Below are 14,702 nucleotides of genomic sequence, written 5' to 3'. Positions count from 1 at the left end.
GTTGAGAGTGGTCGAGCCCCGCTCAGCGGCCCGCAAACGGCCCTGAGAGGCCATGGGCCCCCGAAATGGGCCCGGCCCCGTACCGAGGGGTGGAGGTGGCTTACGGGCCCTCGATCCTCACACCCGGGTTCGACCGACCCGGCGTTGACCATCAAGGAGATTCCTTCGTGAGCGAAGCCCAGGAAAACGCACCGCATTACGACGCCTCGGACATCACCGTCCTCGAAGGCCTCGAGGCGGTTCGTAAACGTCCAGGCATGTACATCGGTTCGACTGGCGAGCGCGGCCTGCACCACCTCGTGTACGAGATCGTCGATAACTCGGTTGATGAGGCGCTCGCGGGCTACGCGAGTGAGATCACCGTGGACGTGCTCGAGGATGGCGGCGTGCGCGTGATCGACGATGGTCGCGGTATTCCCGTGGCGATGCACCCCACTGAGAAGAAGCCCGCCGTTGAGCTCGTGCTGACGGTGCTCCACGCGGGCGGCAAGTTTGGTGGCGGCGGTTACGCGGTCTCGGGTGGTCTGCACGGTGTGGGCTCGTCCGTCGTGAACGCGCTTTCGAAGCGCCTCGAGGTTGAAATTAAGCGTGACGGTTACGTGTGGCGTCAGCAGTACACGCACGGCGTACCGAACGCCCCGCTCGAAAAGGGTGAGGAAACGACCGAGACCGGCACGAGCGTGACGTTCTGGGCCGACGGTGACATTTTCGAGACCACCGAGTACGAGTTTGAGACGCTGCGCAAGCGTTTCCAGCAGATGGCCTTCCTCAACAAGGGCCTCAAGATCACGCTCACCGACCACCGCCCGGTCGAGGATTCCGTTGACGATGATCTTCCCGATCTCGACAATCTCGATCAGGATGTCGACGAAAACGACGGCATCAACGATGCGGCGCGCCCCACCGACGCCGGCGCCGACACCGCGGAGAAGCCCAAGACCAAGTCCGTGACGTTCCTGTACGAGCAGGGTCTTGAGGATTTCGTCAAGTACATCAGCAAGCAAAAGCGTGCCGAGGTGATCCACCCGGAGATCATCAGCTTCGAGAGCGAAGACACCGACCACATGATCTCGGTAGAGATCGCGATGCAGTGGACCTCCGCGTATTCGGAGTCGGTGCACACGTACGCGAACACGATTAACACGCACGAGGGTGGTACGCACGAAGAGGGTTTCCGCAGCGCGCTTACCGGTGTGATCAACCGCTACGCGCGAGCGAATAACCTCATGAAGGAAAAGGACGCGAACCTCACGGGCGAAGACATCCGCGAGGGCCTCACGGCTGTTGTGTCCGTCAAGCTCGGCGAGCCTCAGTTCGAGGGCCAGACGAAGACCAAGCTCGGTAACACGATCGCGCGCACGTTCGTGTCGAAGGTGATGACCGATAAGCTCGCGGACTGGGCGTCGGCCCACCCGAACGAGATGAAGATGATCGTCACGAAGGCGCAGTCGGCGGCCGCGGCCCGCGAGGCAGCCCGCAAGGCGCGCGATGCGACCCGCCGCAAGTCGCCGCTTGAAACGGGCGGTATGCCCGGCAAGCTTCGCGACTGCTCGAGCCGCAACCCTGCGATCAGCGAAATCTTTATCGTCGAGGGTGACTCGGCAGGCGGTTCGGCGGTGTCGGGCCGCGACCCGAAGACCCAGGCGATCCTCCCGATCCGCGGCAAGATCCTCAATGTCGAAAAGGCCCGGCTTGATCGCGCGCTCGACAACGCCGAGGTGCGTTCGCTCATTACGGCGTTCGGCACGGGCATTGGTGAGGATTTCGATCCCACGAAGCTGCGCTACCACAAGATCATCCTCATGGCGGATGCCGACGTTGACGGCCAGCACATTTGCACGCTTCTGCTCACGCTGCTGTTCCGGTACATGCGCCCGCTCATCGAGCTCGGCCACGTCTTCATCGCGATGCCGCCGCTGTACCGCCTCAAGTGGACGAACGCGCCTCACGAGTACGTGTTCAGCGATGCGGAGCGCGACCGCAAGCTCGAAGAGGGCCGCGCGGCCGGCAAGCGCATCCCGAAGGACAACGGCATCCAGCGCTACAAGGGTCTCGGCGAGATGGACTGGCGCGAGCTGCAAACGACGACGATGGACCGCGACCTTCGCACCCTCAAGCAGGTGACGATGGCTGAAGCTGCCGACGCCGACGCGGTCTTCAGCGTGCTTATGGGCGACGACGTCGATGCGCGTCGCCGGTTCATTCAGGAAAACGCGAAGGACGTGCGCTTCCTCGATATCTAAACCGGCGCCCCGAGGGGTAAGCAGCGGTTATTGAGAGAGCATTCACGCGAGGAAGAGTAGGGGAGAAGGACATGAGCGACGAGAACATCGAGGACCAGGGCCCGAAGAGCGCCGAGGATCTCGAACACGCGATCCCGCAGGGCCTCACCACCACGGTCGACGCGATCGACGAGGACGAGGGCGATCAGATCTTCCAGGTTGATCTGAACAAGGAGATGCAAAAAAGCTACCTCGATTACGCGATGAGCGTGATCGTGGGGCGTGCACTTCCCGATGTGCGCGACGGTCTCAAGCCGGTGCATCGCCGCATCGTGTACGGCATGTACGACGGTGGCTACCGCCCCGAGCGTTCCTTCAGCAAGTGCGCGAAGGTCGTGGGCGAGGTCATGGGTAATTACCACCCGCACGGCGACTCCGCGATCTATGACGCGATGGTGCGCCTCGTGCAGCCATGGAACATGCGCTATCCGCTCATCCTTGGCCAGGGCAACTTCGGCTCCGCGGGTGACGACGGTGCCGCCGCCTCGAGGTACACCGAGTGCAAGATGTCGCCGCTCGCCCTCGAGCTTGTGCGCGACATTAACGAAGACACCGTCGACATGACGGGCAACTACGACAACACCGTCGACGAGCCCGTGATTTTGCCGGCGCGTTTCCCGAACCTTCTCGTGAATGGCTCGGCCGGTATTGCCGTGGGTATGGCCACGAACATCCCGCCGCACAACCTGCGCGAGGTGGCCTCTGCAGTGCAGTGGCTGCTCACGAATCCTGAGGCCACGAAGGAAGAGCTTCTCGAGGCGTGCATCGAGCGTATCCAGGGCCCCGACTTCCCGAACGGTGCGACCATCACGGGCCGCAAGGGGATCGAGGAGGCGTACCGCACGGGTCGCGGCTCGATCACGCAGCGCGCTGTCGTCAAGACTGAAGAGATCAACGGGCGCCTCGCGCTCGTCGTGACCGAGCTTCCCTACCAGGTCAACCCCGACAACCTCGCGCGGAAGATCGCCGAGCTCGTCAAGGCCGGCCGTCTCCAGGGCATCGCCGACATCACCGACGAAACGTCGGGTAAGACCGGTCAGCGCCTTGTGCTCACTCTCAAGCGCGATGCTGTGGCGAAGGTTGTGCTCAACAACCTGTATAAGCAGACGCAGCTTCAGGAGAATTTCTCCGCGAACATGCTCGCGATCGTCAACGACGTGCCGCGCACGCTCTCGATTGACTCGTTCGTGCGTGAGTGGACGAAGCACCAGATCGACGTCATTGTGCGCCGCACCCGCTTCCGCCTGCGCAAGGCCGAAGAGCAGATCCACATCTACCGCGGCTACCTCAAGGCGCTCGATGCCCTCGACGAGGTCATCGCGACCATTCGCCGCTCGCCCGACGTGGACGAGGCTCGCACGGCCCTTATCGCGCTCCTGGACATCGACGAGATCCAGGCGAACGCGATCCTCGCGCTCCAGCTCCGCCGGCTCGCTGCCCTCGAGCGCCAGAAGATCACCGAAGAGCACGATCGTCTCGCCGCGCTCATTCTCGAGTACGAAGAGATCCTTGGCAGCGAGCAGCGCCAGCGCGAAATCGTGAGCGAGGAGCTCGAGGCGATCGTCGAGAAGTACGGCGATGAACGCCGCACCCAGATCGTGCCGTTCGATGGTGATGTCTCCGTTGAGGATCTCATCCCCGAAGAGGACATGGTCGTCACGATCACGCGCGGCGGCTGGGTCAAGCGCACCAAGACCGACGAATACCGCGCGCAAAAGCGTGGCGGCAAGGGTGTGCGCGGCGCGAGCCTGCGTGAGAACGACGTGGTCGACCACTTCTTTACGACGACGACGCACAAGTGGCTTTTGTTCTTCACGAACTTTGGCCGCGTGTATCGCATCAAGGGCTACGAGCTTCCGGAGGCTCCGCGCGATTCGAAGGGTCAGCACATCGCGAACCTTCTTGAATTCCAGCCCGATGAGACGATCCGCTCCGTGCTCGTGATCGGCGGGTATGACGAGGCCGAATATCTCGTGCTCGCCACGAAGCACGGCATCGTGAAGAAGACCGCGATGAGCGCGTTCGACTCGAACCGCAGCGCCGGCCTGATCGCGATCAACTTGCGTGAGTTTGAGGGGCCCGACGGTTCCCTTGTCACCGATGAGCTTGTGGCGGCCCGCGCTGTCAACAGCGACGATCATTTGTTGCTCGTCTCGAAGAACGGCCAGAGTGTGCGGTTCCCCGCTTCCGATGACGTTTTGCGCCCGATGGGTCGCGTCACGGGCGGCGTGACCGGCATGAAGTTCCGTGGCGATGATGAGCTTCTCGCGATGGATGTCGCCCACCCCGATACGTTCGTGTTTACCGTGACCGATTCCGGTTTCGCGAAGCGATCCTCGATTGACGAGTACCGCGTGCAGGACCGCGGTGGCCTCGGTATTAAAGTGGCGAAGCTCCCCAACGACCGCGGTCACCTCGTGGGCGCCGCGATCGTTGAGGAGACCGATGAAGTATTCGTGCTCATGGAGAAGGGCAAGGTCGTGCGGTCCTCCGTCGCGGGCGTGCCGTCCAAGGGCCGTGACACCATGGGCGTTGTCTTCGCAAAGCCCGACCAGAAAGACTCGATCATCCTCGTCAACGTGTTCAAGGAAAGTGAGCCGGATGACGACGAGGCCGACGAAGCTGGCAGTGATGATGCCGGCGATGCCGTAGTCTCGGACTGATCGAATGAGCGAGGAGAACACCGTGAGTTCCACTAGCGACGATAAGACCCAGCCGATCGCGAAGCAGGGCGGGCCCGACCAGAGCGCCGAGTCGCGCACGACTGCGCTCTCGGAGGGCGTCACGAGCCGCATTGACGCGATCAAGAGCGGCGAAGGCGATGCGCCGAAGTCGACCTCCCGCACCAAGAAGAATGCCCAGGCACCCGGTGCCCAGGAGGCAAACGTGGGTGGCGGGCAAGCGTCGGACCATGCCGCAGGCCCACGGGGCGGGCAGAGCTATGGCGGAAAATCCGCTGGCCAGAACCGTGGCGCGAATCCCGGTCAGCCGAACAGCGCGCCGATGGGCGCCCAGCCGGCGCCGCGTAGCCGCACCACCCACCAGCCCGCCGCACGCCCCATGCCGGGCGTCCACGACACCGCGCCGGTGCAGGACGCCCCCCGCCAGGGCAGCCGCCGCGTCAAGCTCACGCTTTCGCAGCTTGATCCGTGGAGCGTCATGAAGCTGTCGTTCCTCGTGGCGATTGCGTTCGGTATCGCGCTCGTGGTCGCGGTGGCTCTTCTGTGGCAGGTCGTCAACTCGATTGGCCTGTGGGATCAGGTCAACCAGATTGCCTCCGACCTCAACAGCGGCAAGCCGCTGCCGTTCATGGAGTATCTCGAGTTCTCGAAGATGCTCTCGTATTCGGTGATCGTGGCCGTCCTCAACGTCATCCTCATTACCGCGCTCGGCACGCTGTTTGCGTTCCTGTACAACATCGTGGCCTCGCTGCTCGGCGGCTTGAAGGTCACGCTGACGGATAACTAATTCCTGTCGTGAGGAAAGGGCCAGGCTTTTCGGAGCCTGGCCCTTTTTCTAATGGTTCGCGCGGAGCTCCCTCACGTACCTGCTGTTTTTGCGGCGCCTGGACGATCTTCAGGACAGTGCTGCGCGGAAAGCACGCTTCAGGGGTAGTCCCATCGAGTTTTGGTACCGAGAACCCGGTCTACGAAGGTGGCTGCATCGAGTTTCCCGGTCCACGTGGCGGGAAGTTCAATTACATCGTTACTCAGGTAGTCGTTAACGATTTACCTGGCGGTCCTGATCGAGGCTCATGGCCATGTCTGTCCTTTTGCCTGTCGGGGGAGGGCTACGCTTCGTCGTCGAGCTCGAGGAGTTTGTTGTACTGTTCGTCGCTAATGAGCTTGTGTCGATGTGCTCTCACGACATCGTCCCAGGTTCCGGGAGGGTTGGGGCCGCCATCGTCGAAAATGTGCTCAGGTTCGGGCTCTGGCAGGTACTCCCATCGCGAGAGTTCATCCATGAGCTGTCCTTCGCTGATGTATCCGAGGTGGTAGCGCTGGGCGATTTCGTAAGGGTCAGCTCCGCTGAAGCCCTTGGTGGCTTGTGGCACCCGCGATGCGTGTGCAAGACGGGTCGACACTGATGGCTGCGCCATTTGGGCTGCTGCTGCCATATCGACTTGTCTCACGCCGTCTTGTGCGGCTTGGATGAGGGCGCGTTGAAGGTCGAGTTCTGCGATGTCGCGCGCGATGCGCGCTCGCCTAATTCTCTGAAGAGCATTCATGAAACCCACCCCCAATATAGGTTCGTCTATATTTTAGGAGACGGCTGGCGCACGTGCAAGGATTTTGTTGGCGTCGATGCGCCGCTTGGAGCGGCAAAGCGCTTGTGCGGGACGTGAAGCTGGGAATGTTGGAGATTTAGCTGCGCTTAGCGTGTGGCGTAGTAGTGGCCAGCGGCCGCATCGGCAACTTTGGCGAGCGCGCCGCGTCCCTCCCCAGCGAGTCCATTAGCTTTTGGGGGTCCATTGGATCCTCTCGGTGTGATGGTTAGTCCAGCCCGCGGGCTTCGCGCTCGTCGAGGATTGATTCGTACAGTTCTTCGCTGAGGTAGCCGTATGAGAGGGCTTCCTCCACTTCGGCCCAGGTCCCTGGCGGAGGCACGGGCCCGTCATCGAAGATGTCCGACGGTTGCGGGAACGGGGTGAAGTTCCACGCCACGAGTTGGGATTTGAGGTCGTCGCTGGAGATTTGACCGGCGGCGTATCGTTCGCAGATTTCCAGCGGTGATGCGCCAGCGAAGCCGTCGGGTGGGAACGCGATGTCTTGCGTCTGCTTGAGGTGCTGTGAAACGGCAGATTGAGACATGCGGGCTGCTCGCGCAATCTCCACTTGAGTCTTCCCCTGCGACTTAGCGATGAGCACGCTTCGCTTGAAGTCGAGATCGGCTAAGTGCTGCATGCCCCGGGCTCGTGCAACGGATTCGAGTGCTGATGACATGCCCCACCTCCTAGATATTAGGATACTTATATCCTGGTGCCAGGCTGCGTCTCTGTCAAGCGCCCGCGCGCGGCATTGACATGTCGAACGGTCTTAGTGCCGAAGACGCCCACGACGTGCTCGAACTAGGGGGCCTGCCCCAAGCAGAGCAAGCGTCGGACCCGAGCCCGCCAAGCGTTTTGACCTGCTGATCCTGCGTGCCCAGGTGGCGCTTCCGGACGGTGACACCGCTGATGTTGACCGCATTCGCGAAACCGTGACGGCGGGAGGCGAGCCGAATCTTCGAATCCCCGTACACGGACGACTTCCAACCCGTCGATATTCTCTTCGCTGACACGGAGGTCGAGAGCATCGTGACGAGCCTCCGTGTGATCCGCGCGAACGCCGATCCGGAACAGAAACGCGCCTAACCGCAGGTGCCCCTGTGGTCACGCCGTGTGGCATGCCCTACACGTGCCACTAAGCGTTTGTGTGAGGGGCCTGAACTGGGTTAGAGTGTTTCCTCGTTGGAGTTACGTAAGTTGCTCCAGGAGGGCCTATAGCTCAGTCGGTTAGAGCGCTGTCCTGATAAGACAGAGGTCGCTGGTTCAAGTCCAGCTAGGCCCACTCAACGAACGGAGGTATCGTGAAGTTTGTACGAGCACTTCTTTTGCTCATCGCCTCCACCGCCGTTGGCCTCTTTACCTGGCGGAAAGTTGAAGAAAAACAGTTGAGGGATGATCTTTGGCAAGAAGCCGAAGAACAGACTCGCTGACATACCGGGGGCTATGGCGCAATTGGTAGCGCACCTGCTTTGCAAGCAGGGGGTTACGGGTTCGAGTCCCGTTAGCTCCACAGATAAAACCCCAGGATGGCTAGAGCCGGCCTGGGGTTTCTTCATGCCTTGATGCGCGTGACCGGTGCTGCCAAACCGAGGTGGCAAATCCCCGGGAATGGGGTGGCAAATCCCCGCGCCGAGGGTGGCGAATCCCCGGAAATGGGGTGGCAAATCCTCGCGTTTCGGAGCTATCCGCTCCAGGATCCCCCGATGAACTGGCATTTTGGGTAGGAGCATCAAAACATCATGATCATTGATGCTATGATGCGTGCATGCGGACGACACTTACACTTGACCCCGACGTATCCTCGCTACTCGAGCGTGAAATGGCGAATCGGAAGCTTCCCTTTAAGCAGGTTGTGAACGATGCAATCCGCAAGGGGCTAGGAGCTAGCTCGCCGGCGGACTTTACGTTTGCTCGCTACGAGATGGGGCAACCGCGTGTCGACCTCACGCATGCAACCCGAATTGCGGCGGATCTGGAGGACGAGGCCCTCGCTGCAAAGTTGTCCGAGGGCCGCTGATGCTCATTGTTGACACGAATGTGCTGGTCTATGCCGTAAATGCAAACGCAAGGCAACACGAAGCTAGCCATACATGGCTTTCGGAGCAGCTCCGTAGCGGGACAGAAGTCATCGGTATGCCGTGGATGTCGCTCCTGGGCTTTGTGCGCATCTGCACCCATGCCCGTATCCTCGACCGCCCAATCACGGCAGAGCAAGCAATGGCTCTCGTTAATGCATGGATTTCTCATCCCAGGGTCGTCACTCCAGAGCCCTCGGTTCGGCACGCGGCACTTCTTGCCGGCTTACTCGCGGAGGCAGGAGCGGCGGGGAACCTGACGAACGATGCCCATCTCGCCGCACTGGCGCTTGAGTACGGCGCCACCATGGTCACGTTTGATCGTGACTTCGCACGGTTTGGCGTCCGCGTTCACGTCCCGACGGTCCAGTGACCGCGGGTCGCGTCTAGAAGTAGTCGCGCTTAGAAGTAGGTCACGCACCACGGCTCACGACGGCGCTGCAGGAGAATGCCGAGCTTGTCGACCGCGTCCTCATCACCGCGCACCCAGCCCACGGTTTCGAGGGCCTGGATGTTGACTCCGCCGAGGAGAGTCGAGCCGAGAGCCGGAACATCGATCTCCACCTGCGGCTCGCCCTCGTAAGGCTCGCACGTGCCCTTGCCATCTTTCACGGTGAGGCGCCAGGTGCCGTCGGCAAACCCCATCGAATCCACCACGCGGAAGGTGACGTCGCCTTCGGTGTAGTAGTTGCGGGCCTCGAGCAGCGCGGCCGGGTCGATCACGCGCAGCCACAGGAAATCATTGTGCTCGTTGATCTGGTAGCGGCGGCGATCGGCGAGAGCCCACGGGAGATGCTCGTCGTTGCGGGCATTGTCGAAGCGGACTCGACGCACGAGATCGAGGGAGCCGAGGAACTCCCACATGGCGATGCTCGCGTCGGTCGTGCAGGGCACGAAGTCGATGACGTCGAGGGCGCCGCCGCGGCTTTCAAGGCGCCACGTCGCGTAACCGTCGAGTTCGCCCTTCTCGTTCCAGTGGCCGATCGCGCGGGTCTTGTTGTTCGTTTCGCGCGTGGGCTTGTCGATGGAGCCGTTGCGGATCTCCATCTCGGGCGCGCAGCGGCTGATCGAGCCGGTCTGGCGCGCGTGGAACTTCTCGAAGACATGATGGGAGGCTTCGGCGAGCTGGGTGACGTCGATGTATTCGCACGTGCCGGTGATGGGTGCGGACACGCTGAAGCCGGAGCCGGCGTGCAGCTCGACGGAGGTGCTGAAGATCGCGGGGCCGAAACCGAAACGCCCGTAGATCGCCGCTTCGGTCGCGGTGAGGGCCGCAACGGCGAGCCCCTTTTCCTTCGCGTCTGTGAGCGATTCCGTCATGAGGGTCGTGGCGATGCCTTGGCGGCGATGGGAGGCGAGCACGGTGACTTCGCTGATCTGGTGGCAGTCGATGACCTTGCCGCCAACGTTCAGTTCACCGGTCCAGTCCATGAAGGTGGCAACGGGAATATCGTTGCCGAGGCCGTAGGTGCGTCGTTCGGAATCGAGAACGGTGCGCGCGGTCGCTTGGCGCTCCGCGTCGATTTTCAGTTGATGCTCGAGAAATTTCTGCGAGGGGTAAGGATCGTGAAATCCCTGCTGGACGGCGGTGAGCCAGGCGGGATACCAGGGATGGTCGTCGGGATTTGAGCTCGTGACGTGATGGGTTTCATATTTGAGTTTCACGCCTGGAACACTAGCAAAGTAGGGTTTGGGGGAGCTGTGCCAGGGGAGAGGAGCGTGGGATGCCTGCACTTGTGTTCGATGCCGTGTCATTTTCGTTCACGTCGCGCCCCCTCCTTGATCGGGTGAGCTTTCGGGTGGGGGCAGGTGAGCGTGCATTCCTGGTGGGCCCGAATGGCTGCGGAAAAACGACGCTTTTACGACTCGCGCTCGGGGAACTTCGCCCGGATAGTGGCGCGGTTGCGTGGGAAGGAATGGGGCCCGACGCCAGCCAGCCTCCGTCGGCAGAAAACTTTTCGGGGAGCGTTGGCGACTATTTCGACGAAGCCCTCCGGCCCGTGCGCGCACTCAGCACGATGTTTGAACGCGTCACGAGCCACATGGCGGTAAACGGGGGTGGAAGCCCCGACGATGCTCGCGAGTACGACGCTCTCCTTGCGCAGATGACAGCGCGCGACGTGTGGTCGCTTGACGCTCGCATCGACGAGACCCTTGCAGGTCTCGGCCTCGGGATGCTCACCGGTGAGGGTCGGGCTCGGCATGTCGACACTCTTTCGCCGGGTCAGCGCGGGCGTCTCCCGCTTGCGGCAGTGCTCATAGCGAAGCCGGAGGTTCTTGTTCTCGACGAACCCACCAATCACCTCGACGCGAAAGCCGTGGCCTTCCTTGCCGATACGCTTCGCGCGTGGGAAGGGCCGGTACTGATGACGAGCCATGACCGCGCCTTCATTGAGGAGACCGCGACCGCAATTTACGACCTGGACGTCGCGACCTGGCAGGCACTAGCTACAGCCGAGGGGCACGATCTTCACGGCGTGTATCGCACCAATGGCGCATACTCGGCATTCCTCGAGGCGAAACAGAAGGCTCACCGGGCGCACGCCGACATCCACGCCGAGCAGCAGAGCGAAAAACGGGAGATTCGCGCGCACAGGAATGCCGCACAATCGATCGCACGCGGCGGGGTGCGGCTCTCGGAGGCTCAAGGAATGGCGAAGAAGTTCTTTGCCGATCGTGCGCAGGCAACCTCTACGCGACGAAAGCGAAATGACGACAGGCGCCTAGAGGCACTCGAGGAGCGGGAGGTCCGTCGGCCTCGGTCCTACGATTTGACGTTCCCCCTCGCACCCGCGCACCACGCCCCCGGCCTCGCCCTTTCGGCGCGAGATGCCGCCGTGCACGGGCGCATGGCGCCGCTCACCCTTGATCTTGCGCGCGGAGAGCACTTACTCGTGACCGGCGGGAATGGCGCAGGGAAAACAACCTTTCTCAATTGGATCGCGTCGGGAGCCTCGCCCGAAGGAGCCGAGGCGAGCGGCAGTATTTCGAGCGACCGCCCCGTAGGGTTTGTGCCGCAGCGACTGCCGCGCGTCTTCGACCCAGGTTTCACGCGCGAGGTATGGACTGAGGGGGTGGGGGAGCGCGGCGCAGGAATGCTCCACCCCTCGATGTGGCACACACGAATCGAAGAGCTTTCGGCGGGCAATCAACGACGCGCCCAGCTTGCTCTCGCGCTTGCCGAGGCGCCGTCGTTCCTCGTGATCGATGAACCCACCAACTTCCTCGACCTCGCCACCGTTGAAGCGCTCGAGCGGGCCTTCAATGAATGGTCGGGGACCCTCATCATTGCGAGCCACGACCGCTGGCTCATTGAGCACTGGGCGGGGCGGCGGCTCAATCTCGCACCCGCGGCCGCTATTGGTGCTACCGGGTGAGGTCTGGGGGAGTCGCTGGGTGAAAGTGGTGAAAAATCGCCGTGTCGAGGCCGTATTTGGGCCTAACCGAGTCGTTTTTCACCACCTCGGCCACAGCCGCTCCGAAAGGAGCCAGATTTTAGGAGCCTGAGGTTAAGGGCGCCAGAAGGTCGTGACGTCCTTCTTCGTGGCAATTTGGTAGTCGATGAATGCCGCCATCAGCTCGTAATCGATGGGCGTATTCCACGGCAGGCGGGCAAGCATCGCCGTGCGGTCGGTCCCGCGCTCCTGCATGACATCCGCGAAATGGTCCATGGTCGCTTTTTCGGCCGACACGGCCATGTGCATCTTCGCGGCCGAAAACCCGATGATGAACGTGCCGTGATGCGTGAACATGGGCGTGCTCCACGCGATCCTAAGTTCGAGGTCCGGGTATGTGGCCTTCACCCAGTCGAGAACCTCAACCATGCGGTCGCGCTTGGGGCCCTCGGGGATGGTGGTGAGGAACTCATCCAACGTCCTGATCGTCATGGGGCAAATCTAACGTCGGAAAACGTAGAACCCTTGAATGTATACTTTTGTGAACGTATGTGACTTACGGAAGTCGAACGAGTCTCGGGCCGACGCCTGCTGGTGTGAGTTTCCGCGGTCGTCGTAGGGGAGCCTGTGGCGATCTCCCAAACACGTGTTTCTGCTGGCACCGAGGCGCACGGGGTGTGCGAGGCTCGGTAACATTTAAGTGAAGACTCAAGCATGTGTGGTGGGGTCGTTGGAGCGATGAGACACACCCCACAATGAGCGAAAAGTGCCAGCAAATGCGACTTGCATTACTGCCATCACTACGAAATTATGAGCTATGGTTGTTTTGGCCACACGAGTAACGCTCGTTACAGATTGGCGGACAGAAGCCGTATAACGCTGCGGTAACAATCCTCTCGTCTTTCGTACCGGGCTCCCGCTCACGGCCTGATGCTCTAGGGAAACTACGAGAGGACCCCCACCAATGGTTAATGGAAAGTCGCACGAGGCTTTTTATCGCAAGCCCTTGCGTATTGGATCAGCTGCTCTGACCCTGGCTCTGGTGACCAGCATGACCCCGAGCTTCACTGCGAGCGGCCTGGATCGGGCCATCGCTGCACAGCCGGCTCAGACTGCACCGAGCGTCGCCCCGATGGCCAATGAACCCGCTCAGGATCAGCAGGCCATCGACGCTGACATGATCGCCAGCGGTCGTGTCAAGAAGGCTGCGAACCTGACCGATGCCCAAGGTGTGGGCAAAGGCCTCATCTCGGGTCACGTGTACCTGACCAGCCCGAACGGCAACCCGGGCTCGACCATTGACAACGGCAACGTTCCGATGGATGGCGTGACCGTCTACGCGCAGTTCCGTGACAAGGACGGCTCCTACTCACCGATCTTCAGCGCGAAGACCCACACCCTCCCCGACGTCGTCGGCGGTAACGGTGGTAAGGGCACCTTCGCTTTCGGTACGGGTAAGAAGGGCATCACCTGGACCGATAAGCTCGGCAAAGAGCACACCTGGGCGGCACGTACTGACCAGAAGCACCGGATCTGGGTTGAGCCCTTCACCAATGAGCGTGGCAACAAGGTTGTTATGTTCCGCCAGGCCAACGGTTTCGTGCCCGGTTCTTTCAATGGTTTGGTGGAAGGCCCGCTCGGCTCGTTTGCTGCGGCTGACGGCAACATCCAGCTGATGGCGGCGTTCTACCAGGAAGTTCCGCCGAACCACGAAACCAGCTGGATGGCCGCCAAGGGCGACAAGCTCGTTGAAGACCCCAAGGGGCCAATCGGCTCGGCTTCGACTCAGACCAGCGTTCCGAACACCATCTCGGGTCGTGTATGGCTCGAGACCGGTGGTCCGGATAAAGGCATCGTTGCCACTGGCCCGTCGATGAACAGCATTGACGAGGCAGCTGACGGTTACACCGTCTACGCCTCGACCCTGACCAAGGACGGCGCTGCCGCTAACCAAAAGCTGCACGAGCAGTACAAGAATGACCCGCAGAAGCTGGCCGACGCCACCAAGAAGATGCTCGAGGACCACCCCGAGTACATCCTCAAGACCGTCCACGGCAAGACCGATAACGAAGGCCGCTACACCCTGCGATTCGGCAAGTACGAAAAGGGTCAGGTGCGCGAAGACGTCCTCAACCCGAACCATGTGTTCGTGTGGGTCGAAAACAAGGACGGTGTGGTTCAGAACGGCTACACCGGCTTCCACACCCCGATCTTCCAGCGCTTCAACGATGGCGGAGGCTTCCGGGCGGCAGTTGACCCTGGTGAGAACCAGCTGCCGATCAACTGGGGCAACGGTATCGGGTTCCAGAACCTGAACTCGCTGTACAACGTCAACTACGCGATCATGCCGTACACCCCGGTGTCGATCACGGCGGACTACAACGCAATCGACAAGCCTGCTGCTCCGGGAACCAAGGTGACCCCGGAGTTCAAGGGCGACCTGTCGACGCTGCCATCGAAGGTTGAGTGGCGCGACGCGAAGGGCAAGGTCCTCAAGACCTGCGAACTCGACCAGTCCAAGGGCATCAAAGCTCAGGTTGCAGCGTGCACCTTCGACATCCCGGAAGACGCCAAGAAGGGCGACCTCTTCAATGTGGTCCTGGTCTCCGGTGGCAACGACGTTTCCGCGTGGAGCGTCCTGGTGACCAAGGACTCGGATGAGTACACCCCTGCCTACGCAGAG

The 14,702-nt window shown here is 61.6% G+C and carries 12 protein-coding genes and 2 tRNA genes; 10 read left to right on the top strand and 4 right to left on the bottom strand.

Features of this window, described 5'->3' with window-relative positions; genetic code table 11:
• The first annotated feature begins 167 nt into the window (after positions 1 to 167).
• The 3 genes from gyrB (at position 168) to DEHOM01_RS10240 (ending at position 5,750) form a co-directional block, all read left to right on the top strand.
• Entirely contained in the window at positions 168 to 2,243 is a 2,076-nt protein-coding gene (gene gyrB / locus DEHOM01_RS07275) for a DNA topoisomerase (ATP-hydrolyzing) subunit B (RefSeq protein WP_061212163.1), read from the top strand.
• Positions 2,244 to 2,314: 71 nt separating this feature from the next.
• Positions 2,315 to 4,945 carry a DNA gyrase subunit A gene (gyrA, locus tag DEHOM01_RS07270; protein WP_156468327.1) on the top strand — a complete coding sequence of 877 codons (2,631 nt, stop codon included), beginning with the start codon at positions 2,315 to 2,317 and terminating at the stop codon, positions 4,943 to 4,945.
• 22 nt (positions 4,946 to 4,967) lie between these two features.
• Positions 4,968 to 5,750, top strand: coding sequence for a DUF3566 domain-containing protein (locus DEHOM01_RS10240; protein ID WP_245630682.1), 783 nt, complete (start codon positions 4,968 to 4,970; stop codon positions 5,748 to 5,750).
• Between the two features lie 322 nt (positions 5,751 to 6,072).
• On the opposite strand, the gene DEHOM01_RS07260 is transcribed toward DEHOM01_RS10240, so the two are convergent.
• Entirely contained in the window at positions 6,073 to 6,510 is a 438-nt protein-coding gene (locus tag DEHOM01_RS07260; protein ID WP_156468326.1) for a hypothetical protein, read from the bottom strand.
• A 265-nt stretch (positions 6,511 to 6,775) separates the two neighbouring features.
• On the bottom strand, positions 6,776 to 7,225 hold the full coding sequence (locus DEHOM01_RS07255) for a helix-turn-helix domain-containing protein (RefSeq protein WP_061212161.1): 450 nt from the start codon (positions 7,223 to 7,225) through the stop codon (positions 6,776 to 6,778).
• A gap of 532 nt (positions 7,226 to 7,757) precedes the next feature.
• Here DEHOM01_RS07255 and DEHOM01_RS07250 point away from each other — a divergent pair.
• The 5 genes from DEHOM01_RS07250 to DEHOM01_RS07235 all read left to right on the top strand — a co-directional run bounded on the left by DEHOM01_RS07250 (position 7,758) and on the right by DEHOM01_RS07235 (position 8,997).
• Positions 7,758 to 7,831: transfer RNA gene (locus DEHOM01_RS07250), tRNA-Ile, on the top strand.
• 19 nt (positions 7,832 to 7,850) lie between these two features.
• A complete protein-coding gene (locus tag DEHOM01_RS10140) occupies positions 7,851 to 7,979 on the top strand; it encodes a DLW-39 family protein (RefSeq protein ID WP_217998003.1) in 129 nt (42 codons plus the stop codon).
• 7 nt (positions 7,980 to 7,986) lie between these two features.
• Positions 7,987 to 8,059, top strand: a tRNA-Ala gene (locus DEHOM01_RS07245).
• Positions 8,060 to 8,314: 255 nt separating this feature from the next.
• Positions 8,315 to 8,566, top strand: coding sequence for a hypothetical protein (locus DEHOM01_RS07240; protein WP_061212160.1), 252 nt, complete (start codon positions 8,315 to 8,317; stop codon positions 8,564 to 8,566).
• A complete protein-coding gene (locus DEHOM01_RS07235) occupies positions 8,566 to 8,997 on the top strand; it encodes a TA system VapC family ribonuclease toxin (RefSeq protein WP_061212159.1) in 432 nt (143 codons plus the stop codon). Before DEHOM01_RS07240 ends, DEHOM01_RS07235 begins: the two co-directional genes overlap by 1 nt.
• Positions 8,998 to 9,026: 29 nt before the next feature.
• Here DEHOM01_RS07235 and DEHOM01_RS07230 read toward each other — a convergent pair whose 3' ends face one another.
• The gene (locus tag DEHOM01_RS07230) at positions 9,027 to 10,289 is read right to left on the bottom strand and encodes a GNAT family N-acetyltransferase (protein WP_061212158.1); all 1,263 of its coding nucleotides are present in this window, start codon (positions 10,287 to 10,289) and stop codon (positions 9,027 to 9,029) included.
• 59 nt (positions 10,290 to 10,348) lie between these two features.
• Between DEHOM01_RS07230 and DEHOM01_RS07225 the strand changes: the two genes are divergently transcribed.
• Complete coding sequence (locus tag DEHOM01_RS07225) at positions 10,349 to 12,001, top strand: ABC-F family ATP-binding cassette domain-containing protein (protein WP_061212157.1); 1,653 nt, start codon at positions 10,349 to 10,351, stop codon at positions 11,999 to 12,001.
• 132 nt (positions 12,002 to 12,133) lie between these two features.
• On the opposite strand, the gene DEHOM01_RS07220 is transcribed toward DEHOM01_RS07225, so the two are convergent.
• On the bottom strand, positions 12,134 to 12,511 hold the full coding sequence (locus DEHOM01_RS07220; protein ID WP_061212156.1) for an iron chaperone: 378 nt from the start codon (positions 12,509 to 12,511) through the stop codon (positions 12,134 to 12,136).
• A gap of 550 nt (positions 12,512 to 13,061) precedes the next feature.
• Between DEHOM01_RS07220 and DEHOM01_RS07215 the strand changes: the two genes are divergently transcribed.
• A partial coding sequence (locus DEHOM01_RS07215) for a hypothetical protein (RefSeq protein WP_217998002.1) occupies positions 13,062 to 14,702 on the top strand: 1,641 nt, incomplete at its 3' end.

The organism is Dermabacter hominis NBRC 106157 (assembly GCF_001570785.1).
GTDB lineage: Bacteria > Actinomycetota > Actinomycetes > Actinomycetales > Dermabacteraceae > Dermabacter > Dermabacter hominis.
The sequence above is the reverse complement of the archived record's forward strand: the minus strand, read 5'-3'. Positions and strand labels throughout refer to the sequence as shown.

Excerpts from the sequence above, each read along its gene's own strand:
- gyrA (WP_156468327.1), top strand. The coding sequence starts at position 2,315 with ATGAGCGACGAGAACATCGAGGACCAGGGCCCGAAGAGCGCCGAGGAT.
- DEHOM01_RS07260 (WP_156468326.1), bottom strand. The coding sequence starts at position 6,510 with ATGAATGCTCTTCAGAGAATTAGGCGAGCGCGCATCGCGCGCGACATC.
- DEHOM01_RS07255 (WP_061212161.1), bottom strand. The coding sequence starts at position 7,225 with ATGTCATCAGCACTCGAATCCGTTGCACGAGCCCGGGGCATGCAGCAC.
- DEHOM01_RS07240 (WP_061212160.1), top strand. The coding sequence starts at position 8,315 with ATGCGGACGACACTTACACTTGACCCCGACGTATCCTCGCTACTCGAG.
- DEHOM01_RS07235 (WP_061212159.1), top strand. The coding sequence starts at position 8,566 with ATGCTCATTGTTGACACGAATGTGCTGGTCTATGCCGTAAATGCAAAC.
- DEHOM01_RS07225 (WP_061212157.1), top strand. The coding sequence starts at position 10,349 with ATGCCTGCACTTGTGTTCGATGCCGTGTCATTTTCGTTCACGTCGCGC.
- DEHOM01_RS07220 (WP_061212156.1), bottom strand. The coding sequence starts at position 12,511 with ATGACGATCAGGACGTTGGATGAGTTCCTCACCACCATCCCCGAGGGC.